This window comes from Acinetobacter sp. BZX-2, assembly GCF_055179795.1.
Genome location: NZ_CM143686.1, coordinates 1,738,345 through 1,763,668, shown reverse-complemented (window position 1 = coordinate 1,763,668; position 25,324 = coordinate 1,738,345). Strand labels below are relative to the sequence as shown.

The 25,324-nt window shown below is 36.9% G+C and carries 19 protein-coding genes and 1 tRNA gene; 12 read left to right on the top strand and 8 right to left on the bottom strand.

Annotated features, from left to right (window positions below):
- The first annotated feature begins 191 nt into the window (after positions 1 to 191).
- Complete coding sequence (locus ACY45D_RS08255) at positions 192 to 1,364, top strand: MFS transporter (protein ID WP_463109256.1); 1,173 nt, start codon at positions 192 to 194, stop codon at positions 1,362 to 1,364.
- 42 nt (positions 1,365 to 1,406) lie between these two features.
- Here ACY45D_RS08255 and ACY45D_RS08250 read toward each other — a convergent pair whose 3' ends face one another.
- The 3 genes from ACY45D_RS08250 to ACY45D_RS08240 form a co-directional block, all read right to left on the bottom strand.
- Positions 1,407 to 2,672 carry a serine hydrolase domain-containing protein gene (locus tag ACY45D_RS08250; RefSeq protein ID WP_463109255.1) on the bottom strand — a complete coding sequence of 422 codons (1,266 nt, stop codon included), beginning with the start codon at positions 2,670 to 2,672 and terminating at the stop codon, positions 1,407 to 1,409.
- A 91-nt stretch (positions 2,673 to 2,763) separates the two neighbouring features.
- Positions 2,764 to 3,618 (bottom strand): MaoC family dehydratase, encoded by an 855-nt coding sequence (locus ACY45D_RS08245; RefSeq protein ID WP_463109254.1) that lies wholly within the window; start codon positions 3,616 to 3,618, stop codon positions 2,764 to 2,766.
- 164 nt (positions 3,619 to 3,782) lie between these two features.
- On the bottom strand, positions 3,783 to 5,174 hold the full coding sequence (locus tag ACY45D_RS08240) for a 3-oxoacyl-ACP reductase (RefSeq protein ID WP_463109253.1): 1,392 nt from the start codon (positions 5,172 to 5,174) through the stop codon (positions 3,783 to 3,785).
- 240 nt (positions 5,175 to 5,414) lie between these two features.
- Here ACY45D_RS08240 and ACY45D_RS08235 point away from each other — a divergent pair, with 240 nt between their 5' ends.
- The 5 genes from ACY45D_RS08235 to ACY45D_RS08215 all read left to right on the top strand — a co-directional run bounded on the left by ACY45D_RS08235 (position 5,415) and on the right by ACY45D_RS08215 (position 11,445).
- Entirely contained in the window at positions 5,415 to 6,947 is a 1,533-nt protein-coding gene (locus ACY45D_RS08235) for an acetyl-CoA C-acetyltransferase (protein ID WP_463109252.1), read from the top strand.
- 261 nt (positions 6,948 to 7,208) lie between these two features.
- On the top strand, positions 7,209 to 8,381 hold the full coding sequence (gene mdh / locus ACY45D_RS08230; RefSeq protein ID WP_463109251.1) for an iron-dependent methanol dehydrogenase: 1,173 nt from the start codon (positions 7,209 to 7,211) through the stop codon (positions 8,379 to 8,381).
- Between the two features lie 239 nt (positions 8,382 to 8,620).
- A complete protein-coding gene (locus ACY45D_RS08225; RefSeq protein WP_463109250.1) occupies positions 8,621 to 9,451 on the top strand; it encodes an SDR family oxidoreductase in 831 nt (276 codons plus the stop codon).
- Positions 9,452 to 9,608: 157 nt separating this feature from the next.
- On the top strand, positions 9,609 to 10,442 hold the full coding sequence (locus ACY45D_RS08220) for an SDR family NAD(P)-dependent oxidoreductase (protein WP_463109249.1): 834 nt from the start codon (positions 9,609 to 9,611) through the stop codon (positions 10,440 to 10,442).
- 40 nt (positions 10,443 to 10,482) lie between these two features.
- Entirely contained in the window at positions 10,483 to 11,445 is a 963-nt protein-coding gene (locus ACY45D_RS08215) for an alpha/beta hydrolase (RefSeq protein ID WP_463109248.1), read from the top strand.
- Between the two features lie 29 nt (positions 11,446 to 11,474).
- Here ACY45D_RS08215 and ACY45D_RS08210 read toward each other — a convergent pair whose 3' ends face one another.
- Positions 11,475 to 12,671 (bottom strand): sigma-54-dependent transcriptional regulator family protein, encoded by a 1,197-nt coding sequence (locus ACY45D_RS08210; protein ID WP_463109247.1) that lies wholly within the window; start codon positions 12,669 to 12,671, stop codon positions 11,475 to 11,477.
- 348 nt (positions 12,672 to 13,019) lie between these two features.
- On the opposite strand from ACY45D_RS08210, the gene exaC reads away from it, so the two are divergent.
- The gene (gene exaC, locus ACY45D_RS08205) at positions 13,020 to 14,531 is read left to right on the top strand and encodes an acetaldehyde dehydrogenase ExaC (RefSeq protein ID WP_463109246.1); all 1,512 of its coding nucleotides are present in this window, start codon (positions 13,020 to 13,022) and stop codon (positions 14,529 to 14,531) included.
- 480 nt (positions 14,532 to 15,011) lie between these two features.
- Positions 15,012 to 15,929: an AEC family transporter gene (locus ACY45D_RS08200; protein ID WP_463109245.1), complete on the top strand. Its 918-nt coding sequence runs from the start codon at positions 15,012 to 15,014 to the stop codon at positions 15,927 to 15,929.
- 160 nt (positions 15,930 to 16,089) lie between these two features.
- Here the strand turns inward: ACY45D_RS08200 and ACY45D_RS08195 are convergent, their stop codons facing one another.
- Together ACY45D_RS08195 and ACY45D_RS08190 are read right to left on the bottom strand one after the other, a co-directional pair.
- On the bottom strand, positions 16,090 to 16,695 hold the full coding sequence (locus ACY45D_RS08195) for a DsbA family protein (RefSeq protein WP_463109244.1): 606 nt from the start codon (positions 16,693 to 16,695) through the stop codon (positions 16,090 to 16,092).
- Positions 16,696 to 16,761: 66 nt separating this feature from the next.
- Entirely contained in the window at positions 16,762 to 17,505 is a 744-nt protein-coding gene (locus ACY45D_RS08190) for an SDR family oxidoreductase (protein ID WP_463109243.1), read from the bottom strand.
- A gap of 120 nt (positions 17,506 to 17,625) precedes the next feature.
- Here ACY45D_RS08190 and ACY45D_RS08185 point away from each other — a divergent pair, with 120 nt between their 5' ends.
- Positions 17,626 to 18,213 (top strand): TetR/AcrR family transcriptional regulator, encoded by a 588-nt coding sequence (locus tag ACY45D_RS08185; protein ID WP_463109242.1) that lies wholly within the window; start codon positions 17,626 to 17,628, stop codon positions 18,211 to 18,213.
- A gap of 104 nt (positions 18,214 to 18,317) precedes the next feature.
- Here ACY45D_RS08185 and ACY45D_RS08180 read toward each other — a convergent pair whose 3' ends face one another.
- Positions 18,318 to 20,282 carry a gamma-glutamyltransferase family protein gene (locus tag ACY45D_RS08180; RefSeq protein WP_463109241.1) on the bottom strand — a complete coding sequence of 655 codons (1,965 nt, stop codon included), beginning with the start codon at positions 20,280 to 20,282 and terminating at the stop codon, positions 18,318 to 18,320.
- A gap of 230 nt (positions 20,283 to 20,512) precedes the next feature.
- On the opposite strand from ACY45D_RS08180, the gene ACY45D_RS08175 reads away from it, so the two are divergent.
- From ACY45D_RS08175 to ACY45D_RS08165, 3 genes are all read left to right on the top strand, one after another.
- Positions 20,513 to 21,223: a glutamine amidotransferase gene (locus ACY45D_RS08175; RefSeq protein ID WP_463109240.1), complete on the top strand. Its 711-nt coding sequence runs from the start codon at positions 20,513 to 20,515 to the stop codon at positions 21,221 to 21,223.
- Positions 21,224 to 21,806: 583 nt separating this feature from the next.
- Positions 21,807 to 21,883, top strand: a tRNA-Ile gene (locus tag ACY45D_RS08170).
- 642 nt (positions 21,884 to 22,525) lie between these two features.
- Positions 22,526 to 23,260 carry a DUF3667 domain-containing protein gene (locus tag ACY45D_RS08165; RefSeq protein WP_463109239.1) on the top strand — a complete coding sequence of 245 codons (735 nt, stop codon included), beginning with the start codon at positions 22,526 to 22,528 and terminating at the stop codon, positions 23,258 to 23,260.
- Positions 23,261 to 23,412: 152 nt separating this feature from the next.
- Here the strand turns inward: ACY45D_RS08165 and ACY45D_RS08160 are convergent, their stop codons facing one another.
- The gene (locus tag ACY45D_RS08160; protein WP_463109238.1) at positions 23,413 to 25,050 is read right to left on the bottom strand and encodes an AMP-binding protein; all 1,638 of its coding nucleotides are present in this window, start codon (positions 25,048 to 25,050) and stop codon (positions 23,413 to 23,415) included.
- Between the last annotated feature and the right edge of the window lie 274 nt (positions 25,051 to 25,324).

Genomic DNA, 25,324 nt, shown 5'->3' with positions numbered 1-25,324 from the left:
TCTAGAGTGAATTAAAAATGCAAAATCCGTCATCATAAGTTGAAATACAATTCAATAATGACAGTGGATGTGCATATAACTGTTTTTTACAAGTCAAAAATGTGGATTACACGCAAGATCATGTTTTAAATAATCCTGTTGAATTCTCTACAGCTTATATTTAACATCAAGAAAAACTCTAGAAAAATCAAATGCAGGAAAACAACTATACAAACCATTTTATTGTGTTTTCGATACTTTATTACTTAGGGATAAATTTATCAATCTTCATTATGCCTTTGTATTTTAATGAGAATAATGCAGTTAAAATTTATGGGCTTGCATATGCAAGTCTATCTTTGGCTGGAATATTTTCAATATTTTTAGGTAGAATTGTTGATAAATTCCACTGGATAACAACACTAACCTTTAGCATACTGATTTATGCTTTAGCACTACTTGGGCGAATCATCACCAATGAGTATTTCGCTGTTTTAATTGCCTTTATTGCTGGTCTTGCAGCATCTACTGGGGTTTTAAGTTTAAAAAACTGGATGGCGTATAGCGCTCAAAGCGCTTTAACCAATCGCCTTGTGCTATATCGCAGCTTAATTTTCCATTCAACCAATTTATTTTCAATGGTTTTTGTATTAGGACTTGCCTATGTCACACCGAATAAAAGCCATTTGTATTGGTCACTCTTGGTTTTATCAGCAATCATCGTATTTTTTGCATGGTTATTCTTTTTAAAAATTAAACATCATTACCATATAGATAAGCAACAAAATAAAATACTGCCTAAAATCATCTTTAATCGAATCGTGTTATTTTTCTCTTTAAATATGATCTTTTCAGGTTGCTATTCAGGGCTAATCAAACCCTACCTGATTCTTTTATTCATTAAAAAAGGATTTTCTGATGAATATTCAATTTTCATTAATTTACTGATTGTTTTCTCACAAGTTATCTTCACAACGATTGTGATTAAAAAGCTGAAATTTTTCTCAAAATCTCCAATAAAATTACTGATTATTTTAGAAACAAGCTTATTACTCAGTTACTTATTTATATATTTTGAATATTCAGAAATCAGTATTTATGTCTTGTTATTTGTCTTTATTTTAAGAACATTTTTGCTATCGACCAGTACTTGTACTGAAGAAATCATTCACATGCAATATATATCCAAACAGCAATTTGCCTCAGTCTTTGGACTATTACTGAGCTTATTTTTGATCGGTGATTCATTTGGGGCATTTATATCATCCTTTGTTTTTAATCATCATTACTTGAATATATTCTTAATTTCAGCTGTTTTTGTTTTTCTTAATCTTTGTACCTACGTATTACTCAGCTTTGCAATAAAAAAGCACCATCAAATATAATGGTGCTCTTCGAGTTAAATAGAATAGCGAATCACTATTCAATCAAAACCATCCTTTACTGCCCTTAATTTCGGCATCTGCACAACGTAAAGCCTCTTGAGTTAAACCCCAAAGACGATAATCACCTGTGATTGAACCAATTTTAAAATTATGGGTATAGGCAAAACTTAACTCACGTTGCGGATCACACCAAGCACCTGAGCCATTATAACCAATATGACCAAAACCTTTTTTGGCACGTTTACCCATCGTAATTACACGGTGATAACCTAAGCGCCACTTCATTGGAATTGGCATCACACGATCACGCTTAATACATTGAATCTTGCTTAACTCGGCAAATATTTCAGGTTTAATAAATACCTTGCCATTCCAAACGCCTTTATTTGCCATCATGGCATAAATTTTTGCCAAACTGTTTGCGGTAAAAACACCATTGGCAGCAGGGATGATCGCTTGTAAACCTTGATCACTAAAAAAGCTAAAATCACGCATGCCTTTCGGCACCATTGCATCTATAAAATCTTGCGGATTCTGACCGCTCAACTCAATCAATTTATCTGAAAAAGAAGCTATGCTTTTGTTCTTTGCTTTAGTTTTTTCAGTTCGTGATTCATTTTTTTGTATTGGCTCTGCTCTGGCTATTAAACGTGCAACACGATCTAACTCAAACGCAGGGATACCAAAATAAGCCCCATCCAGTTCAAGTGGCTCAACGAGATATTTTTGCAATAATGAAGTTAAAGATTGCTGTGTTGCTTTTTCAAGAACACCTCCCACTAACCAACCAAATGTTAAAGCCTGATAAGCAATATCAGATCCGACTGAAAAACGTGGAGTCGCCCGCTCCATAACCGTTAACATATGTTGCCAATCTGCCATTTCAACTGCACGATCAATTAGGTTACGGATGTCATATAAACCGCTTTGATGACTTAGAATATGACGCAATGTCATATTTTCTTTACCATTTTGTCCAAATTCAGGCCAAAATTTTGCGACTGGCGTATCGTAATCTAAAAAGCCTTCACTCACGATAATATGCGCTAAAGTTGCAAGAACACCTTTGCCTGTTGAATAACAAACCGATAAAGTTTGTCCATTCCATCGTTCAGTATTGGATTTTTTTCCAGTATAAATATCAACAACTTTTTCGCCTTGAAAATAAACAGCTAAAGCAGCACCACCTTGCTCTACTCGCCCATCTTGCAGACGACTAAACTGCTCAGCTAAGTCTTGAAAACGCTGATCTACATAACCTTGATAATTCAGTTTATCTGCAAAAAAGACACCTTTTAAACCGTTCATTTCCTATTCCTATTTTATCTTTATATATCGCTTTTTTATTGTATAAAAAAGCCCAAATCATCTCGATTTAGGCGTTCTATTCTATTTGACTTTAAAGTGTTTTGACCACACCTGAAACATGCGGCTTATGCGATTTCTGATTTCTGATCAGGAAATCTGTTGCTTTTGTTTCTTCAGCTGTCAAAAACTCAACGGTCGATGGCAAAAATATAGGCAACTTGAAAGCAACATCAGCTTCATACGCATCTGGTAAATTCAAGCTCGCCAAAGCACGTGCTTTACTCCACATTCCATGTGCAATCGCCTGTTTGAAACCAAATGCTTTTGCTGTAACTGCATGGATATGAATCAAATTAAAGTCGCCTGATGTTTTTGCATAACGGCGGCCTGTATTTTCAGAAATGTTCCACACATCTTTGACTGAAAAATTAGGCTCTTTGGTATCTTTTGATTTTTCAGCAGTTGAATTGGTGGTTTTTTGACGCGCTAAATAGGTCGTAACACCTTCAACAACAATTGCATTACCCACTTTAACAGTGGTAATAAAATCAAACTGTAAACCTTTATCATGTGGCTTTAATTCACCAAATTTACATGACAGCGTCAGTTGCTCATTTACTCCAACTTTGCGTGTTTGCTTGACAACATTACGTATATGTACCAAACCTAAAAGTGCAAATGGGAAAGCTTCTGTCGTCATCATGCTCATTTGCAGACTTTGCGACAAAACAGTTAAATAAATCGCTGGAATATAACCATTATTTTTAAAACCACAAACTTCGTTATAGGCTTTCAAATGATTAGAATCAACTTTAAAAGAATCCACCACATACTCAACTTGCGGTAGAACCTTTTCACCTTTCGGCTTTTTGAAAATAAGACCTTGAATAACTTTGGTATAAGCTAAATAAGGCTTTGGAAGTTGACTAAAATGGCGAGTATTCATACTAAACCTTTACATATAAATATTTATCGTTATTAAAAAGTAGCTTCTCAATAAAGAAAATGTCAGGAAGTCTTTACAATTAGAATCATCTAAATACAAAAACTTCCTGTCCATACCCTGCTTAGACGATCGTAAAACTCAAGCAGAAGTACCTTTCATTTTACTTATGCACCCAACAAGCTTTGGCCACAAACACGTACAACATTACCATTTAAACCTGTTGAAGCAGTTGATGCAAATAAAGCAATTGTTTCAGCAACATCTACAGGCAAACCACCTTGACTCATAGAGTTCATACGGCGACCTGCTTCACGAATCGCAAATGGAATAGCTGCAGTCATTTGAGTTTCGATAAAACCAGGTGCAACAGCATTGATGGTAATACCATCTTTTAAAACTGGTGCAGTAAATTTCACTAAACCAATCACACCCGCTTTAGACACCGCGTAATTGGTTTGACCCAAATTACCTGCAATACCTGAAATTGAAGATACACAAACAATACGACCATTCGCATTTAAACCATTATTCGACAATAAATAATCGTTAATACGTTCAGCTGCAGACAAGTTAATGTTGATCACAAGATCCCACATTTCAGGCTTCATATTTGCCAAAGTCTTGTCACGTGTGATACCTGCGTTATGCACGATGATGTCTAAACCACCTTGAGCTGCCGCAGCAGTTTTGATTTTTTCACCTGCATCAGCAGCTGTAATATCAATCGCTAATGTAGAACCACCGATTTCAGAAGCAACACGATCAAGATCTGCTTGTTGTGGTGGAACGTCTAAACAAATCACATGCGCGCCATCACGTGCCAATACATGCGCAATTGCTTCACCAATACCACGACTCGCACCAGTTACCAGTGCAGTCTTACCTGCGAGTGGTTTCGCCCAATCTACATCGACAACTGCTGCTTTAGAAACACGAATCACTTGACCTGATACATAAGCAGAACGTGGAGACAATGCAAAACGTAAAGAAGATTCTAAGTTTTGCGCAGCATCAGCATCGACAAGAATCAATTCAGCCGCAATACCTTTCTTGAACTCTTTACCTACAGATTTAACAAAACCTTCCAAACCACGTTGTGCAATGGCTTGTTTGATTGTTGGTGCAGTTTCAGGCGTTAAACCCACGACAATCACACGACCTGAAGTTGCAATTTGACGTGCGATTGGGCTGAAAAATTTGTGCAATTCATTGAGTTGCTCTGAACTTTCAATACCAGAAGCATCGAAAACAACTGCTTTAAATTTAGACTCTTTATCGCCTTCATTGAACGCACTTACATTTAAGCCAGACTTTGCAGCGACTTGTTGAAGTTGAGCATTATTCCCAGCGTAAGTATTGGCATGAATATTACTTAAAACCTGAGCAATTTCACTTGAAAATTGACTGTTTGGTGCTGCGCCCAATAAAACTGCACCTTTTACAACAGGTGTTGCAGATTCAAAACGGTCTAATTCAATTGGAGATGGTAAACCTAAATTTTTAATTACAAATTTACCAATTGGAGATTTTGCAAAAGTTTGGTATTGATCAGACATGATTATTATCTCTTAACAAATTAGTTTTGTATGGGATCTCAAGTTATCTTTTAACTTTAAAACAATCTCAGATACTTATAATATAAAAGACCCATAACTTTCAGGTAAATCATACTTGAGTTACAATAATGATGACTTGACCTGAAACAACCCTCAAATGTCATTATAGTCAATTCAGCACATTATTGATTATGTTAATGTAAGCACCAAGAAGATTATCCACATGCTTGGAAAAGCCTTATGAGCAAAACAACTCAAGAAAATCCAACAGTAGAGAATTCTACAAAAGAAACTGTGTCAAATACATCAAAAACTCGTACACGCACGAGTAACGCAAATAGCACTGTTTCAAATGCAACAAATAGCACAAAAAAGCCAAGTACTCCTACGGCTTCTACTACACGTAGAAAAAGTGCGCCGACAAAAAAAGCTGAAATACCTTCAACGTCGAAAACACAAACTTCTGGTCAACAGGGCAAAAATATGAGTCAAAATACTGTTCGTCGCGTAGCAATTATCGGTGGTAACCGTATTCCTTTTGCACGTTCAAATGGTCCTTACTTTAAAGCATCTAACAGCGACATGCTGACTGCTGCTTTAAATGGTCTTGTAGAACGTTATAACCTTCAAGGTCAACGTTTAGGTGAAGTTGTTGCAGGTGCTGTACTTAAACACAGCCGTGATTTCAACATGACTCGTGAATGTGTATTAGACACTCAGCTTGCTCCTGAAACACCTGCTTATGATATTCAACAAGCATGTGCGACTGGCCTACAAGCGGCTTTCCTTGTTGCCAATAAAATTGCATTGGGTCAAATTGAAGTCGGTATTGCAGGTGGTGTAGATACAACTTCAGATGCTCCTATCGCATTAGGTGATGGTATCCGTAAAGCATTGCTTGAGTTGAATATTGCTAAAACAGGTAAAGACCGTTTAAAAGCATTATCAAAAATCAATGTAAAAGATTTAATGGATGCACCTAAAAATGGTGAGCCACGTACTGGTTTATCAATGGGTGATCACCAAGCCATTACTGCTTTAGAATGGGGTATTGCTCGTGAAGCTCAAGATGAGCTTGCTGCATCTTCACACCAAAAAATGGCAAAAGCGTATGAAGAAGGTTTCTTTGACGACCTTATGACGCCTTTCCTAGGTTTAACTAAAGACAATAATCTACGTCCAGATTCTTCTGTAGAAAAACTTGCAAAACTTAAACCAGTATTTGGTAAAGGTGAAACTGCAACAATGACTGCAGGTAACTCTACGCCTTTAACTGATGGTGCATCTGTTACTCTTCTTGCTTCTGAAGAATGGGCGAAAGCAAATGGTCATGAAGTTTTAGCTTATTTGTCATTTAGCGAAACTGCTGCTGTTGATTTCATTGGTAAAGATGGTCCTAAAGAAGGCTTATTGATGGCGCCTGCTTATGCAGTTCCACGTATGCTTGAGCGTGCTGGTCTTAAACTTCAAGATTTTGATTTCTATGAAATTCATGAAGCTTTTGCATCACAAGTTCTTTCTACGCTTAAAGCATGGGAAGATCCTAAGTTCTGTAAAGAGCGTTTAGGCTTAGATGCACCATTAGGTTCAATTGATCGTTCTAAATTAAACGTTAAAGGTTCTTCTTTAGCTGCGGGTCATCCATTCGCTGCTACTGGTGGTCGTATTCTTGCAACTGCTGCAAAACTTCTTAATGAAAAAGGTTCAGGTCGTGCATTGATCTCAATCTGTGCAGCTGGTGGACAAGGTGTGGTTGCAATTGTAGAGAAATAAGCTTCCCTACTTTCTAACCCACAGAAAAACCCTTAAAGCAATTTAAGGGTTTTTTTATTTTCCAAATTCATCATTTTTTATCAAAGCTAAAAATCAATAACACTTCTAGATTTAAAAATATAACCCCCTGTTTCTAATAAAAAATTATTGGTAGGTATTTAGTAGGTATTCAAAAAGCCACCTAAAGACAATACTCAATCTCAAGGTGATCATCACCTGTTGGAATGATGAAATAACAAATATGGTAGAAGGAATCGCACCATGGCTTTTAAAAATATTGCTGATCAAACAAACGGCTTTTACATCCCTTGCGTATCACTTTTTGGACCTGGTTGTGCCAAAGAAGTAGGTGTTAAAGCTCAAAACTTAGGTGCTAAAAAAGCCCTTATCGTAACTGATGCTGGTTTATTTAAATTTGGTGTCGCTGACATTATTGTCAGTTATTTAAAAGAAGCAGGTGTAGATAGCCATGTGTTCCCAGGTGCTGAACCCAACCCAACTGATATAAACGTGCATCATGGTGTTACAGAGTACAATGATAATGGTTGTGATTTCATTGTTTCTCTAGGCGGTGGTTCATCACATGACTGTGCCAAAGGGATTGGTCTAGTCACTGCGGGTGGTGGTCACATTCGTGATTATGAAGGTATCGACCAAAGTAAAGTGCCGATGACGCCTTTAGTTGCGATCAATACAACGGCGGGTACAGCTTCAGAAATGACTCGCTTCTGTATCATTACCAATACGGATACGCATGTAAAAATGGCAATTGTCGATTGGCGTTGTACACCACTGGTTGCAATTGATGACCCTAAACTGATGATTGCCAAACCTGCGGCACTCACTGCTGCAACAGGTATGGATGCCTTGACACATGCTGTTGAAGCATATGTATCAACTGCTGCCAATCCAATTACAGATGCATGTGCTGAAAAAGCCATTAGCATGATTAGTGAATGGCTAAGCCCTGCCGTTGCCAATGGTGAAAATATAGAAGCACGTGATGCCATGGCTTATGCACAGTATTTGGCAGGTATGGCATTTAACAATGCTTCATTAGGCTATGTACATGCAATGGCGCATCAACTTGGTGGTTTCTACAACCTTCCGCACGGCGTTTGTAATGCAATCTTATTGCCACATGTGTGTGAATTTAACCTCATTGCATGCCCAGATCGTTATGCAAAAATTGCACAATTGATGGGTGTAAATACCGAAGGCTTAACTGTCACTGAAGCTGCTTATTCCGCGATTGCTGCAATTCGTGAATTATCTGCTTCGATTGGCATTCCATCAGGATTAGCTGTACTTGGTGTGAAAGCTGAAGATCATGCGGTGATGACGTCAAATGCGCAAAAAGATGCGTGTATGCTCACCAATCCACGTAAAGCAACAGACGCTCAAGTCATCAGTATTTTTGAAGCAGCGATGTAAACTTTTCAAATCCTTTGTTTTACTGATTCTTAGGGATATTGCTTCGGTAATATTCCTTTTTTTATTCTCGACTTATCTCTTGAATTTTCAAATAAAATACAACAATGATTATTTAAACAGACAAAAATGAATGCGTATTTGTCCATTGCCAAATTAAAATGAAGAATAAATATTGACAATTTAAATTGTCTAAATAAAAATCAAGCTCTCAGTTAAAATAAAATTTTGGTATTGTTCAAATGAAAACAATTATTATCACAGGTGCAAACACGGGTATAGGCTTAGCTACAGCTAAAGAATTGATCAAAGATGGGCATCATGTAATTTTAGCTTGCCGAAATATACAAAAGGCTCAACATGCCAAACAACAGTTGGAAAGTTTCGGTACAGGCAAAGTTGATATTATCCAGCTTGATTTAAATAGCTTGGACAATGTAAATCAGACAGCAAATTACATTATTGAAAACTATGAAAAAATCGATGTATTGGTCAACAATGCAGGATTGATGACCCCTGTTTTAGAAGCGACTGAAGATGGTTATGAAAAGCAGTTTGGTGTGAATTATTTAGCACACTTCCTTTGGACAATGAAACTTTTACCTCTCGTGCAACAAGCAGAACAAGGTCGAATTATCCATCTTGCGTCGATGATGCATCTACTCGGTTCAATTCAACCTGAGATTTTCAAAGCAGATCAAGTCAAAAACTATAATGGTGTACGCAGCTATGGGAATAGTAAATTAGCCAACCTCTTGTTTAGCAATGCGTTAGCTGAAAAGCTTCAAGACACGCATGTTACCAGTAATGCTTTACACCCAGGCGGCGTAGATTCTGAAATCTATCGTGAATTACCCAATTATCAATATAAAGTCATTAAACTGTTTTTAATTCCCCCCTCTAAACCTGCGAAATTAATCAAAAAAATAGCTTTTGACACATCGTGGAATGATAGAAATGGAGACTATGTCAGCTTACAAACGCCAGCAATCAAGTCTTCTAAAGCAAAGAATATGCAACTAGCGCGGGATTTATATGAACAATCCTTAAAATTGGTTCAAGATTATCTTTAAAGACAGCATAACGCCCTGCCAAAGCGATGGGTTTCTCTACACCAAATGCGTAATATCGGCTTTGGGTGTGGAGAAATTTAAGCCAAAACAAGAATTTTCTTGATGAAACAAAGCTATAGAATTCAAAAAATCTTGTTTAAACAATGAGAATATAAAGATGAAAAAAACAATTTTAATCACTGGCGCAAATGCAGGAATTGGATTGACCACGGCTGAGGAATTTGTAAAAGAAGGCCATCATGTCATCTTAGCTTGTCGCAATATGGAGAAAGCTGAACGAGCTAAGCAACATTTGCAAAAGATTGGCACAGGTCAAGTAGATTTAGTACAACTGGATTTAAATAGTCTAGAAAAAGTAAATCTTGCTGCAGATGAAATTTTATCGAAATACGCACATATTGATGTATTGGTGAATAATGCAGGATTAATTTCTCAGAACTTAGATGTCACCGAAGATGGCTTTGAGAAACATTTTGGTGTCAATTTCTTAGGTCATTTTTTATGGACACTCAAACTACTTCCTGTCGTTAAAAAATCTGTCCAAGGTCGAATCATCCATTTGTCTTCAATTGGGCATTGGGGTGGAAGTATTCAGCCTGAAAAATTCCTTGCGAAAAACAATAAACATTACATTATGTTCCCAAGTTACGGTAGCAGTAAGCTTCAGAATTTATTGTTTAGTAACCTTTTGGCTACACAGCTTGAAGGTAGTCATGTCACCAGTAATGCGCTGCATCCCGGTGCAGTTGACTCAGAGTTATATCGTCAATTACCAAAATTTCAATATACCTTTGTTTCCTTAGTGTTGATTCCACCGTCAAAACCTGCAAGATTAATTAAACATATGGCCTTGGATGAAGCTTGGGCGAACAAGAATGGTGAATATGCCAGTGTACAAACCCCTGCATGGGCTTCTAAAAAATCAAAAGATTTAAAATTAGCGCAACATCTTTATGATTTATCCTATGATTTAGTGAAAACTTATTTGTAATGTGTTATTAAATTTCATATGAATAAGATAGGAATAAATAATGATAACGCAGTCAAATGAATATAAGCCTGATGTACTAGGAACAGGATATGAGCAACTCACGCTCAATTTCCCAGATGACTATGATGGCAAAGTGATCGCGACCTTAGTACGCAAAAAAGCCGCCCAAACAACCCATAAAGCCGTTTTATATATTCATGGATTTATTGATTATTTTTTCCAAAAAGAAATGGCTGAACAATTTAACCAACATGGTTATGATTTTTATGCCCTTGATTTAAGAAAATATGGGCGCGCTCACCTGCCACATCAAAAATATTACTATGTGCTTAATTTAAATGAATATGATGCCGAAATAACAGAAGCATTAAAGATCATTGGGCAAGAAGGTCATAGCGATGTGATTTTAGCAGGACATTCAACAGGTGGCTTAACCTCAACCTTATATGCTGCACATCATCCAAACCATCCATTGATTAAAGCGCTTTGGTGTAATAGTCCGTTTTATGACTTTAATATGCCAGCTTGGAAGAAAAAATTAGCCTTACCTAAATTAAGTACTTTGGCTAAACACTTCCCAAAACTGCAATTTCCGAGTGAACTCAATAAATGGTATGTCACCAGTTTGCATAAAGATTTAAAAGGTGAATGGGACTTTGATTTAGAATGGAAAAAGAAGACATATCCGAAAGTATATTTAAGTTTTATTCGTAGCATTCACGAAGCGCAAAAAGAAATTCATGCAGGTGTGCAAGTCAATGTTCCAACACTGATTATGCATTCACATAAAACTACATATCCGAAGAAATTTAATCAAGATGCTCAAACCAGTGATGTCATCTTAGAAGTCAAAGATATGATCAAATATGGCAATAAAATACAAGGCGATGTCGCTGTAATGCCCATTCAGAACGGACTACATGATTTAGTCTTATCTGCACCATCTGTACGCGCAGAGGTTTATCAAAAGCTATTTACATGGCTCGAACAGAAAAATATTTAGACACCACAAAGCTGATTTGAAATAGCACATCATTGCTCATCTTTATATTTCATGAGCATTTGATGTGCTGGATGTCCCATCGGCGTTAGCTCAATTAAACGCTCCACAGCGTCAATCGCTTCTGGAAAATGTGCGAGATGTTTAAGTAAAGCATCTGTTTCATTGGCTTTAAAAATAGCCTCACTCAAACGAGACTCCAAACAGTCTCGCCATGCACATAAAAATGGACTTTCAGTTTTTGCGAGGAAGACTCCTTTGCATAGTTTTAAAGCAGATTCTGTATAACCTGAATCCAAAGCATTTTCAGCTTGTAAAAAATCAGCCTCGACATGCGCCAATAAACGATAAGGTCGAGAACCAAGCATTCCCCCTAAAATATCTCTTAACTGCGACATTTCAGCCTTTAAAGTCCCTACACTCACCTTTCGTTCACCATAAAGTGCTTGATGTAAATTCTCTAAATTCATACCTTGAGGGCACAACGCAAGAATGGTCAGAATTTCAATTTGTCGCGGTGTAAGTACAACAATCTTGCCATTAAACAGCACTTGGGGCACTGCAAAGGCACGAATAAATAAATGTTGCTGTTGAAATTCTAACAATGCAGATTGAATGATAGAAGCACAACGTTCAGCAGCCAAAAGCCCTAAACTATTATGATGATTCCATGTGGTTGAAAGATCAATGACGCCAAGCACTTGCTTTGAATACGGGTCGATAATCGGTGCTGCATAGCAAACCCAGTCATGGATTGAAGACATATAGTGTTCATTGGAAAATACACAACTAGATTGTTGTGTCTTAAGTGATAAGGCTAAAGCATTGGTGCCGACCAATTCTTCACGCCACTGCCCGCCCTCGACAAAATGTACCCGCTCAGCAGCATTTCGCATTTGCCCACTCGCTGCTGACCAAATAATGGTACTGCCCACATCACCAACGGCGGCAACCATAGAGGATTGTTCTGCAATATGTTTTAACTCATCACCGCAATGATCTAAGGCTATTTCTAATGCATTTTTTCTGGCTTGTTTTTGATTGGTTTGCTTTTGAATGACCAATGGCGCTGCATCACGATCTTTGGGAATAGATGCTGAATTTGATCGTTGCCAAGAACTGGCAATACTTTGTCCAAGTTGATCTGCATGCTTTAAGGACAAACTACTACTTTGGCGTAACTGCTCAATCAGGTTCCGTTTCTGCGCTAACTCTTGTTGGCTCAACATATGCGACATTCCTATGCAATTTGTCTAAAACTTCCTCTTTTCCCGATCATTATTTTTTTGGGTCGTTCAATAGTTACACTATCACACTCAGTAGATCGGCCGTCAACCAACCTCATACCAAAGCGGTATAACCGTAATAAAAATTAACAAAATCACTTGATTATTACGATAAAAGAAACACGTCCAAATATTAGATCATAGTACAAATAATCAGAGTTTATCTTCCAACCTTTCTCCAACCTTTAACTGAATAAGCTCAGATCATCATGTAAATAATGACTGTGTCATACATGCATTTTCATATACTGATCATGTTACGGATCAAGTTAAAAATAAAGGAATATTCTCATGCGTTATCTAGACCCAAATCAACCTGGTTCAAAAGTTCAATTCAAATCACAATACGAAAACTTTATTGATGGAAAATGGGTAGCTCCTGTAAAAGGCGAATACTTTGACAATGTCTCCCCTGTCGATGGCAAAGTATTTACCAAAGTTCCTCGTTCATCTGCAGAAGATATCGAACTGGCTTTAGATGCTGCACATAAAGCCAAAGCAGCTTGGGGTAAAAGCTCACCAACGACGCGTTCAAATTTGTTGCTTAAAATTGCAGATCGTTTAGAAGAAAATTTAGAACTGCTTGCTGTTGCTGAAACATGGGAAAATGGTAAACCGATCCGTGAAACTTTGGCTGCTGACATTCCATTGTGTATTGATCATTTCCGCTATTTTGCAGGTTGCTTACGTGCCCAAGAAGGTGGAATTTCTGAAATTGATGAAGATACCATTGCTTACCATTTCCATGAACCACTGGGTGTCGTGGGTCAAATTATCCCATGGAACTTCCCTATTCTTATGGCGGCTTGGAAACTTGCTCCAGCATTGGCAGCGGGTAACTGTATCGTTCTGAAACCTGCTGAACAAACCCCTTCAAGTATCTTGGTTTTGATTGAACTCATCCAAGACCTACTACCCGCAGGCGTACTGAATATTGTGAATGGTTATGGGGTTGAAGTCGGTCGCCCTTTGGCAACCAACCCACGTATTGCTAAGATTGCATTTACTGGCTCAACCCAAGTCGGTCAGTTAATCATGCAATATGCAACTGAGAATATTATTCCAGTGACACTTGAACTGGGTGGAAAATCTCCAAATATCTTCTTTGAAGATGTCATGGATAAAGATGATGACTACTTAGATAAAGCACTTGAAGGTTTTGCAATGTTTGCATTGAACCAAGGTGAAGTATGTACTTGTCCATCACGTGCATTGGTTCAAGAAAGCATTGCAGATAAATTCTTAGAGATGGCGGTTGAACGTGTAAAACGTATCAAAACAGGTCATCCGCTTGATACCGATACCATGATCGGTGCTCAAGCTTCACAAGAGCAACAAGATAAGATTTTAGGTTGTATCGCTACAGGTCGTGCGGAAGGTGCTCAGATCTTGACAGGTGGTGGTGACCGTCAAGAAGTTGGACAAGGTTTCTACATCGAACCCACCATTTTCAAAGGCAATAACAGCATGAAGATTTTCCAAGAAGAAATCTTCGGCCCAGTTTTATCTGTTACAACGTTCAAAGACTATGACGATGCGATTAAGATCGCGAATGACACCATGTATGGCTTAGGTGCTGGTGTTTGGTCACGCTCAGCACATACGTCTTACCGTGCAGGTCGTGCAATTGAATCAGGCCGTGTGTGGACGAACTGCTATCACATCTATCCTGCACATGCTGCATTTGGTGGTTATAAAAAATCAGGGATTGGTCGTGAAAACCATAAAATGATGCTTGATCATTATCAACAAACCAAAAACTTACTGGTGAGTTATTCAACGAAGGCGATGGGTTTTTTCTAAGTTTTTAACTGTTTTTTTAATATCAAAGCGGACTTTGGTTCTAATGCTGATCAGTTAAGCCTTTTAAAACCCTCCCCCTTGCGGAGCATACTCCTCACCTTTTTCAAAGGAGGGATGAGCAGCACTGCTGCGCAAGGAATCTAAAATTATTTTAAATTCTCAATAGTTCCCCTCTTTTTCCTTGCGCCATAAATGGCTCAGGGTTAGGGGAGATTTTTAGATGAGTAACAAGTAAATTACTCTTAACTGACTGGCATTGGACTTCGGTTCGCTTTTTTAATTTAGCCTGAATCAGCTGAATCAATAGAAATAATGATGGGCTTATTGCGTAAGTCGAGTTGTGATGATCATTCGTTTTAATGCGGGAATAATAACAATAATAATCCATAGAAAAATATTTGCTAAATCCACAGGTAAAATGGTTTATCTTGTACTTGATTGATCTAGATATTAGACAAAACCAAAGCATAGAGCCTAAACATGTTGCAAATCATCAATATTCTCTTTCCAGCTATTGCACTAATCGGCTTAGGTTTTTACTTATTTCAATCTCGTATATTAGATGCAACGTTTTGGAATGGTGCAGAAAAACTCAACTATTATGTGCTCTTTCCATCATTACTGTTCAGTTCGTTGGCAACAGCCGACATGCATATCGCACACATCGATACGATTTTAATTGTTATTTTTCTAGTGATGGCTTTGGTGATTTGCAGTGTGTATTGCTTTGCTAAAATTAAAAAAACCGCTATTTCTCAAATTGGGGTTTATGTTCAAAGCTTGATTCGTTTTAACACCTATATTGGACTATCTATTGCAACAACTATGAATAATCCAGAAATCAAAAGCATTCTGGTTAATATTCTGGCGATAACAATTCCATTTGTGAACGTTGTTTCAATCCTTTCGCTTACCCCAAAACATCAGTTAAAAATTAAGCACATTTTTATTTCTTTAATCAAAAACCCATTAATAAGCTCTTGCCTAGTGGGTATTTTATTTAATGTTTTCAATATTCCACTTTGGCAAGGTTTTAGCAACTTATTGTTAGCATTTTCAAATAGCAGCCTAATGCTTGGTTTACTGTGTGTAGGGACTGCCATTCAGCTCAATACGATTAAAACTTATTTTAAAACGTCTTTAATCATTAGTTTATTGCGAATTGTGGCTATTCCTTGTGTCGCCTTTATCTGCCTACAATGCTTTGAACTGGATTATTCCGCAGTGGTTGCGATTATGATTTTCTTTTCAATTCCCACTGCATCCTCAGCCTACATTCTGACAAAATTACTGAATGGTGATTATCAACTCATGGCTGCTGTGATCAGTTTACAAACGCTATTATCAGTATTTAGCTTGGCGTTGATGCTGACATTGATACAAGCTTATTATGCTTAATACGAATACTTCTAAGCTTAAATTCATTTTCTTCTTAATTCATTATATTTTAACGTTTTTTAATAAAGCGATGATGAAATTTGCTGAATACTTTTAAGCATTGACCGATGACTCAGCAATAATTTCACCATCATTTTACTGTGTATTTCACGTTGATGATTTATTTAGGGTTTCCATCTTTTGAAAGTTGCATTTCTAGAAAATGTAAATGATCGATTCCCCAAAAAATTTCGTCATCTACAAACCAAGTGGGCGCACCAAAAACACCACGTTCAATGGCTTCATCTGTCACTGATTTTAATTGTGCTTTGACTTGTTCATCTGCCAACCAAGCTTGGACTTGCGGCACTTCTAAATCCAACTTTTGAGTAACATTTGCCAATTCATTGATATCATTTAAATTACGTGGATTGCCAAACATCGCATCAAATAAGCCGTTGAGCACTTTTTGGAAATTTTCAGGCTGATAAATTTGTACAGCGGTAATAATCCGCATTAAATTCAAAGTATTGATTGGAAAGTACGGATTCATTTGAACGGGAATATTCCACAACTTTGACCAACGCCCTAAATCAATCATCGAATAACGTGCCTTCGCTGGAACTGCCATTGGACTATTGTTGCCTGTTGCTTTGAAAACACCACCCAATAACATTGGCTTCCAAATAATTTCGGCTTGATATTGTTGAGCGATCTGCTGAATGCGGTGAAATCCAACAAAGCTATATGGACTACCTAAATCAAAATAAAACACGATTTGTTTCATATACCATTATTCCTTAACTTTTATATGAATATAAAATGAATATTAAACTTACTTATATAAAGTAACTTACCATTTTTCACTCCATGGGCGTAAATCTAATTCGTGCGTCCATGCATCTCGAGGTTGTTGTGAAAGATGCCAGTAATTTTCAGCAATATGTTCTGGGTTAAGAATTCCATCTTGATCTTTCTTTTCATACAACTCAGGAAAGGTGGTTTTAATAAAATCGGTATCAATCGCACCATCCACAACCACATGTGCGACATGAATATTTTGCGGGCCAAGCTCACGCGCCATACTCTGTGCCAAAGCACGTAAAGCATGCTTTGCCCCTGCAAAGGCTGAAAAATAAGCTGCACCACGCATACCCGCTGTTGCTCCAGTAAAAATAATCGTCCCATGTTGGCGTGTCACCATACGCTTTGCGACTTCTCGCCCAACAAGGAATGCCGAGAAACAAGCCATTTCCCAAATTTTAAAATACTTACGTGCTGTTTCTTCCAAAATACTACAAGGGACATTTGCACCAATATTGAAAACTAAAATATCAATTTCACCAATATTTGACTCAATCTCTTCAACCAATTGCATCACTTGTTCTTCTTTACGTGCATCTGAAGCAAAACCGTATGCAATACCACCCGCCTGTTCAATTTCCTCAATCAATGGTTGTAATTTTTCTGCGTTACGACGTGTCATACAGGTGATATAACCACCTTTTGCAAATCTTTTGGCAATTGCACCACCTGTCGCATCTCCTGCGCCAATCACTAATGCAACTTTTGCTTTTTGTTGTTCCAATCCATTCATAAGCTTTCTCGACAGAGCATTTTATTTACAATCATAAAATAACGATCGTTATCATAACGATCACTATGTTATACTTTTTGAAAATCGTCAAGATCATTTTTTGATTTAGGAATAGTCAGTATGCGCTATAAATCAGGCTATAAAGAACAAAAGCGTCAAGAGCTGTTAGACATCAGCGGACAGTTGGCAAAAAGAAATGGTTTTAATGCCACAGGTGTAGATGGCTTTATGAAAGCGGCGGGTGTGACCAGTGGTGCTTTTTATTCACACTTTTCTTCAAAAAATGATTTATTTAAAGCACTGATTGAAAATGAATTACAACACAGTATTCAAATGTGGCAAGACAATCCTTATGACGAACCTGCACAATGGATTGATTTTGAATTGAATCGATATTTGGCATTATCGCATGTTGAACAGCCTGAGCGTGGATGCGCATTACCTTCACTTGCCTCAGAAATTGCGCGTTCGAATGATGAAATTAAACAGGCTTACCAAAACGAACTCATTCGCGGTCAAAAAATCTTTCTAAAACATTTAGACAGTGAAGAAACTGCATGGGCAGTCATGTGCCAATTGGTGGGTGCAATTTTAATGGCACGCAGCATCGCTGATGATGCATTGAAAGTCACCATTTTAGAATCGTCTAAAAAATCGATTAAAGCATTTATCGCACATTCAGCGAATGATAAAGCGGATGTATTTTAAATGGATTGGGTTTATTAATATTATGTCTTGATCAATCAAGTTAAAATATCAACAAACCCGAATCTGATTTAGATTCATTTACACGTTATAAGTTAAATGTAAGCTTATAACGCTCCATTACCCAGTACTAATCCTTCACGGCGTGGATCAACACCACCCGCATATTTTTTCTGATTATTTAACGCAACTTGCATAATCGTTGAAACACCACTCGATTGCGCTGCCTGATTTACCACATGATTTTTAGTTTGTAATCCTGCCACCAGTTCACTCAGATTCAACGTTGTATTAGAACCATCTACATTGGTAATCAAACTATTCGTTGCACCAAAGTTTACCAGCGATGTCGCTTGTTGAGCATCGAGATTCCAATCTAATATACCAACCAATGTTTTAACTACAAACTGGATAATCGTTCCACCACCCGGTGAACCTGTCGCAACATAGAAATCTCCTGGTTGTGTGCCTTTAAATACAAGGGTTGGGGCCATTGTACTTCTTGGTCGTTTATTGGCTTCTACTCGATTGGCAACCAAAGCACCTGTTGCATCGGTCGGATTGGCTGAAAAGTCAGTCAGCTGATTGGTCAATAAGAAACCATCTACCATATGGAAAGACCCCATACTGGCTTCAACGGTTGACGTCACAGATGCAACATTGCCATAGGCATCCACAATGGTGAATTGAGTTGTACCGTGCTCAAGTGTTTTATCCACCCCAGCTGCACTACTAAAGTCTCCTGCCGTTGCGACGCCCATCGATTTTTCTGGATTAATTAATGCGGCTCGTTGTTTTAAATAATTCTTATCCAGCAGACTCGGAATCCCTTTTGCAGGTAGTGGTACAAAATCTGTATCCGCGACATATTTATCCCGATCTGCATAAGCTAAACGCTCTGCTTCCGAGACTAAATGCACACCCATTACATGAGGAATACCGCCTTCATTGCTGATTTGTGACGGTGGATATTGTGCTAAATCAAAATTCTCCAAAATACCTAAAGTTTGCAGTACTGCAATCCCCCCTGAAGATGGTGGTGGCATCGTGCAGACATAATAAGCGCTACGGTATACCGAACAGATTGCTTCGCGCTTGATAGGCTTATAATTTTTTAAATCATCCAAAGTCATCAAACTTGGTGTAATCGGAGTTCGAGCACTATCGTCACCAACAGTTTGCCCTGCTTTTTGAATAATGTTTTGAGCAATCTGCCCTTGATAAAGCACTTGAGCGCCTTGGTTTGCCACCTTCTTCAAAGTTTCTGAATAAGCGACATTTTTCAGCGTCTCACCTACGTTATAAGCTGTTCCATCCGCTTTAAAGTAAGTTTGTACAGCATTTTTATCCAATGCCAAATTATCTTTATTTACCACAATTGCATTTGCTAAGCGTCCTGGAACTTTAAAACCGTTCGCGGCTAAATTGATTGCATTGTCAAAAAGTTTATTCCAAGCCAATTTACCGTGTTCAGTATGTGCCATATCTAACATTTTCATTGTTCCCGGTACACCAATTGAACGTCCACTCCGACGCGCACTGGGTACAGGTGCTAAAGAATTTGCATTGGACTGATCTTGCCGAGCCAAATAATAATGAGTCGCAGCAGCTGGTGCAGTTTCACGACCATCATAGGCAGTCACTTTTTTGGTTTTTGCATCGTAATACATAAGAAATGCACTACCTGCGATCGTACTTGACTGCGGTTCAACCAAACCCAAAACAGCTTGGACTGCAATCGCTGCATCAATCGCAGAACCTCCAGCTCGCAGAACATCACAACCTGCTTTGGTCGCAAGTGGTGTATTGGCTACCACCATGTACTTGTCAGAATATTTAACTTTTAATCCAGTTCGATAACCTGATGCAGGCTCAGGAAAGGCGGGATCTCCTGCTTGATCTGAACCAACAACAACATTTGAGCCATCGTTTGCTGTTGCAGAACAACTATATGGGTTTGTATCTTTGATAAGATCATTTGTTACATGATCTGAATGATTGTCATCATTGCAACCGTATAAACTTAAAATAATAGAGAAACAACACACCGTTAACACACGTTTTTTTAACATTGGGTAGAACTCCTTTCTTGGTTTTTACCTGCTCACCCATAAAAATATTTAAATTATATTATTGAATTATATAATAAAATTATTCATTTAATTTCAATAATTGATAAGCAGTTTTTATATAGTAGGTTCTCTTACAAATGAACTCCAATAAATTGTGGAAATATCAATTTATTTTTAATAATGTTATCTTGATATAAATACCCTTGCTTGCACACCATTCAGACTGAGCTATGAATTCAAACTTCCCTAAAACTATTTATGCAATCCAACATCTTGCTTTTGAAGATCTTGGCTCACTTGAAGATTTATTTTATCAACTTGGCTTTCGGGTGCGCTATTTCGAAGCAGGCGTAGATGATTTAAAGCAAGCGTTTGAATATGAAGGCTTGACCATTATTTTAGGTGGCCCAATTGGTGTTTATGAAACTGAGGACTATCCTTTTCTGCTTGATGAAATTCGCTATCTAAAACAACGGTTAGAAAAAAACCTAGCTACGATTGGTATTTGTCTTGGCGCACAATTGATTGCACATGCTTTAGGTGCAAAAGTTTATGCAGGACATGTCAAAGAAATTGGTTGGAGTGGTTTAGATATTCGTTATGCGAATAACAATATTTTAGCTCCTTTGGCAGATACCGCTGTTTTACATTGGCATGGTGATACTTTTGATCTTCCTGAAAATGCAACCTTATTAGCGAGCTCAAAAATTTACTCAAACCAAGCCTTTCAAGTTGGGCAAAATATTCTAGCTTTACAATTTCATATTGAAGTTGCAGAAGATAGCTTAGAAAAATGGTTAATTGGACATACTTGTGAATTGCGTAAAGCCAATATCAACATCTCTCATTTACGTGAAGATAATAATAAATTTGCTGAAAATTTAGCAGACAAAGCAGAAATTATTTTTAAAGAATATCTAAAGAATATTGGTTTAATTTAGCACCTATTTTTCTGATTTTTTTATTTAATTTCAAAGACAAAGCACCTATTTAAACACTTTGTCTTTTCTTCCTTTTATTTTGATACATATGCACTAGTTTGAGAATAAATCACTTATAAAATTAATACACAATTAACATTAATAATTTCAAGAAAACTTTATTAATTAATATTCAAAAACAATAACATAAGTTTTATTTCGTATTAAAAATAATCAAATTAATGCTTGCAGCACATCTTAAATCATATAGACTTTAGTTTAATAAGAACCACAAATTTAATCTTGCTATATGCTCATAAGGATTGCAGCATGTTAATGACTTTATCGATCGTAATTGTTTTGGTGTTTTTTGTGATATGTGCTTGGAGCGCATTTGAAATTTATCTTGAAAAACGAAAAAATCGTAGTACTGTTTACAAACAAATTTCTCAAACTACAGATGAGAATCAATAATTTAATTAAAATTCAATCGCAGTGATTAAAAAACATGCATATCAATAATCTTGCTTTTAAAGTTCTTGTAATTCAATTCTAATTTCGCTAGTATTCTTTCTCGAAAATACTTGAAACACTAGTATTTATAGGGCCTGTAGCTCAGTTGGTTAGAGCAGCGGACTCATAATCCGTTGGTCCCCAGTTCAAGTCTGGGTGGGCCCACCAAATTTAAAACCCTCTAAGCCATGAGCCTAGAGGGTTTTTCTTTTTAAATTAGAAAATATTTACAATCTCACTACCTGTTTACGCGCTGACCCAATTAAAAAGCTCATAAAATGTGTTGATCCATTTGTTCAAAATCTTTGAAATTAGCTTGATCTGATTTAGCACTTGATTGATTCATTTTAGATTAACAAAATTTTTCAACTCATATAAGAATCTCAGAAATAAAAAAACTTCCTAAATATAGGAATAGGCAAAAGAAATTTTGCTTAAAAATAAATTAAATTTTAGGGCGAATAAATTGGATGATTAAAGAGTAACTTCAAAACAAGATGCCTGATGATTTTGAATGTTGAAATTCATGAAAAATCAGCGTTTATAGCTGTGCTCTTTTTATTTTAAACAAAATTACTATTAAACATGCAATTTATAATGATGATTTATTCGAATACAACAGTCTAAAGAAATACTCTATTGAAATATTCTTAAATAAATGATATTGGTTAAGTGATTCTAATAAATAAAAGGTATCGTCATAATAAGCTATTGATGTTAATTAAAGTCGATTAAATTAAGTTCAAGAGATACGTTAATATGCGAATCTAAGCAAATTCGTATTACCTTGACTCTGAAAAGGTACTTTGCATGCTTAAATACAGAGAGATTATCACTACACCAACTAAACCATTATTACCTGATATTAAATTATGCCCTGCCTGTGAACACGACAGTGCACTACCACGGATAGACCGCAAAAGTTTTTTTAAAGAATTAAATAATAAATGGCTAGAGAAAGGTGTACGTAACACAATGCTGGGCTTATTCATAGCTCCTGGTAAGGTTGTTTACCAATACATTAACTATGATCGTGAACAAATTATTAAACCGATTGCTTACTTATTAATGATGTCGGTGTTATTTCTATGGTCACTTAATCAATTCGATAAAGACTTTGATAAAAGCTTGGAAATTGCCGTAGGCCTTAAGAAAAATATGCATTGGATTCAATTAGTTCAGGCTATTTTTATGGCATGGGTTATGGCCCATTGGACTTATAAAGACAGTGGTTATAATTTTTATGAATGTGCTGTATTGGCAACATATCTACAAGCACAAATTTTTTTACTCACTGCAATATTGATGTCACTCAGTTTTTTCATCGGGCATATAGATTGGTTACTTAATTTTAGTATAGTTCCTGAACTACTGTATACGTTGTGGGGAATTACTCAATTTTTCCATGCGTCAAATGCAAATGATTATAAAAAAGCCATTCTAACGCTCTTGGCAGGTGTTGGATTTTTTTTAATTGTAATACTAATACTGGCATTAATAGAAATTACATTGAAAAGTGGTATTCGTTTGAATCATCTTCTCTAGTAAATATTCATATACCTTAAACATCATTTTAACAATCTTTCCTAAAACTAAAATTAATCATTTTAATATGCATAAGCGCTATATAAAAAGCACCCTGACGGGTGCAAATGACGAATACTAAAAATACTAATCACAATTAAAAACCGATTTGTTTATAACGTTTCCTGCATTTTTGCAATTTCTTGCTGTTTTAATAAATTACGCTGAATTTTGCCACTTGATGTTTTTGGTAAACTTTCCACGAACTCAATTTCTTTAGGATAAGCATGTTTCGATAAACGAGAACGTACATAATCTTGAAGTTTGTCACCTAACCGTTCAGATGCAACATGCTGTGGTTTCAACACCACAAAAGCTTTCACGATTTCAGTACGCTCAGGATCAGGTTTGCCGATCACTGCTGATTCTAAAACCTCAGCACATTCAAGTAAGGTACTTTCAACATCAAAAGGGCCAACGCGATATCCCGATGTGATAATCACATCATCTGTACGGCCAATGAAGTCTACGCCACCCAAATCATTCAAGCGAACTGTATCTCCGGTTAAATAGTAGTTTCCTACAAATGATTTACGATTATTTCCGCCATAACCTTTAAACCATGTTAATGGTGATTGTGAGAAATCGATGGCGAGTGTTCCAATTTCACCACGCTCGACTTCTTCATTTTGAGTATTTAATACAGCAAAACGATGCCCAGGATTGGCAAAACCCGCTGAACCAATTTTAATTGGATGATCTAAAGCGTGATGATTACCGATCACCATTCCCAATTCAGTTTGTCCATATTGGTCATAAATATTGACATTCAAATCATGTTTAAACCAATGAATAACTTCAGGTGTCAAAGGCTCTCCTGCACTACTCACAGCTCTTAAATGGTCTTTGATGGATGCATCAAACTTTTCTTTAAAGCCAAAAAACATACGAAAAGCTGTAGGAGAACCCGTTAAATTACTCACTTTATATTTTTGAATCATTTGTAAGGCATGATCCACACTAAATGGACGTTCATTCATAATGATGCTATGACCTAAACCTAAAGGCCCAGTGATACCGTAATATAAGCCATACGCCCAACCCGGATCTGCGAGATTCCAAAATGAATCTTCTTCACGTAAATCGACCGCATGGCGCATATATTCTTTAAATGCCAAAATCGCTTTTAATGGTACAGGCACAGATTTTGCCAAACCTGTTGTTCCTGAAGTAAACATCATTAAAAAATCATCTTCGAAAGTCAGCATGACAGGCTGAGATTCTGCTAATTGCTTGTCAGTTTCTTGCCAAAAATTTGCATCTGACTGTATTGTTGTATCTACGTGATAGACCGTTAAAATATGAGGAATATCAATATTATTCAGTTTTACCCGTTGTTCTTCATTGGTTACGATCAATTGCGTCTTTGCCGTTTCAACACGATGTTCAATCGCTTTTGACTCAAAGGCTGTGAATAAAGGTTGATAAATTGCACCGATACGCCATGTTGCCAAGATGGTAATCAGTAATTCAGGTGTCCGAGGCAACAACCCTGCGACACAATCACCTGTTTTTAAACCAATCGATTGGAAATAATTGGCTAATTTTCCAGATGCCTCAGCCAATTGTTCAAATGTCCATTGAGAAGACTCACCATTTTTGCCTTCCCAAATTAATGCAACTTTATTCAAACCGATAAAACGTTGGCAACATTCTACATAAGCATTGATTGATTGCGGATTGCCTTGTAATTGTTGCTCAATTAACTTTTCATAATCAAATTCTTGATACGCTTGTTGCAGTGTTTTCATGGCAATATCCTTGCATTTATTTTACAAATCGTCTTGATTTGCGATTCCATATTTTACTTTTGGCTTTTATTCAAAATGCTGATTGATTCAGCTTGTGTTGCATTCACTATAGATAACCATGTTTAGATTTTGCGCACAATTTCCAAAGACCTCAATCGTATTGCAGCTTTTGAACACTCATTATTTGGCACAAAAAAAGATCAGCCTAGCGCTGATCTTTGGATTTTGATGGGTTTATTTAACCTGAGTTCGAGATAAGATATGTTCCCAACTA

Bases quoted from the DNA above. Each gene is read 5' to 3' on its own strand.
- mdh (WP_463109251.1), top strand. From the start codon at position 7,209: ATGGCTTTTAAAAATATTGCTGATCAAACAAACGGCTTTTACATCCCT.
- ACY45D_RS08225 (WP_463109250.1), top strand. From the start codon at position 8,621: ATGAAAACAATTATTATCACAGGTGCAAACACGGGTATAGGCTTAGCT.
- ACY45D_RS08210 (WP_463109247.1), bottom strand. From the start codon at position 12,671: ATGTTGAGCCAACAAGAGTTAGCGCAGAAACGGAACCTGATTGAGCAG.
- ACY45D_RS08190 (WP_463109243.1), bottom strand. From the start codon at position 17,505: ATGAATGGATTGGAACAACAAAAAGCAAAAGTTGCATTAGTGATTGGC.
- exaC (WP_463109246.1), top strand. From the start codon at position 13,020: ATGCGTTATCTAGACCCAAATCAACCTGGTTCAAAAGTTCAATTCAAA.
- ACY45D_RS08165 (WP_463109239.1), top strand. From the start codon at position 22,526: ATGCTTAAATACAGAGAGATTATCACTACACCAACTAAACCATTATTA.
- ACY45D_RS08245 (WP_463109254.1), bottom strand. From the start codon at position 3,618: ATGAATACTCGCCATTTTAGTCAACTTCCAAAGCCTTATTTAGCTTAT.
- ACY45D_RS08255 (WP_463109256.1), top strand. From the start codon at position 192: ATGCAGGAAAACAACTATACAAACCATTTTATTGTGTTTTCGATACTT.
- ACY45D_RS08160 (WP_463109238.1), bottom strand. From the start codon at position 25,050: ATGAAAACACTGCAACAAGCGTATCAAGAATTTGATTATGAAAAGTTA.
- ACY45D_RS08195 (WP_463109244.1), bottom strand. From the start codon at position 16,695: ATGAAACAAATCGTGTTTTATTTTGATTTAGGTAGTCCATATAGCTTT.
- ACY45D_RS08220 (WP_463109249.1), top strand. From the start codon at position 9,609: ATGAAAAAAACAATTTTAATCACTGGCGCAAATGCAGGAATTGGATTG.
- ACY45D_RS08240 (WP_463109253.1), bottom strand. From the start codon at position 5,174: ATGTCTGATCAATACCAAACTTTTGCAAAATCTCCAATTGGTAAATTT.
- ACY45D_RS08235 (WP_463109252.1), top strand. From the start codon at position 5,415: ATGAGCAAAACAACTCAAGAAAATCCAACAGTAGAGAATTCTACAAAA.
- ACY45D_RS08180 (WP_463109241.1), bottom strand. From the start codon at position 20,282: ATGTTAAAAAAACGTGTGTTAACGGTGTGTTGTTTCTCTATTATTTTA.
- ACY45D_RS08215 (WP_463109248.1), top strand. From the start codon at position 10,483: ATGATAACGCAGTCAAATGAATATAAGCCTGATGTACTAGGAACAGGA.
- ACY45D_RS08185 (WP_463109242.1), top strand. From the start codon at position 17,626: ATGCGCTATAAATCAGGCTATAAAGAACAAAAGCGTCAAGAGCTGTTA.
- ACY45D_RS08250 (WP_463109255.1), bottom strand. From the start codon at position 2,672: ATGAACGGTTTAAAAGGTGTCTTTTTTGCAGATAAACTGAATTATCAA.
- ACY45D_RS08175 (WP_463109240.1), top strand. From the start codon at position 20,513: ATGAATTCAAACTTCCCTAAAACTATTTATGCAATCCAACATCTTGCT.
- ACY45D_RS08200 (WP_463109245.1), top strand. From the start codon at position 15,012: ATGTTGCAAATCATCAATATTCTCTTTCCAGCTATTGCACTAATCGGC.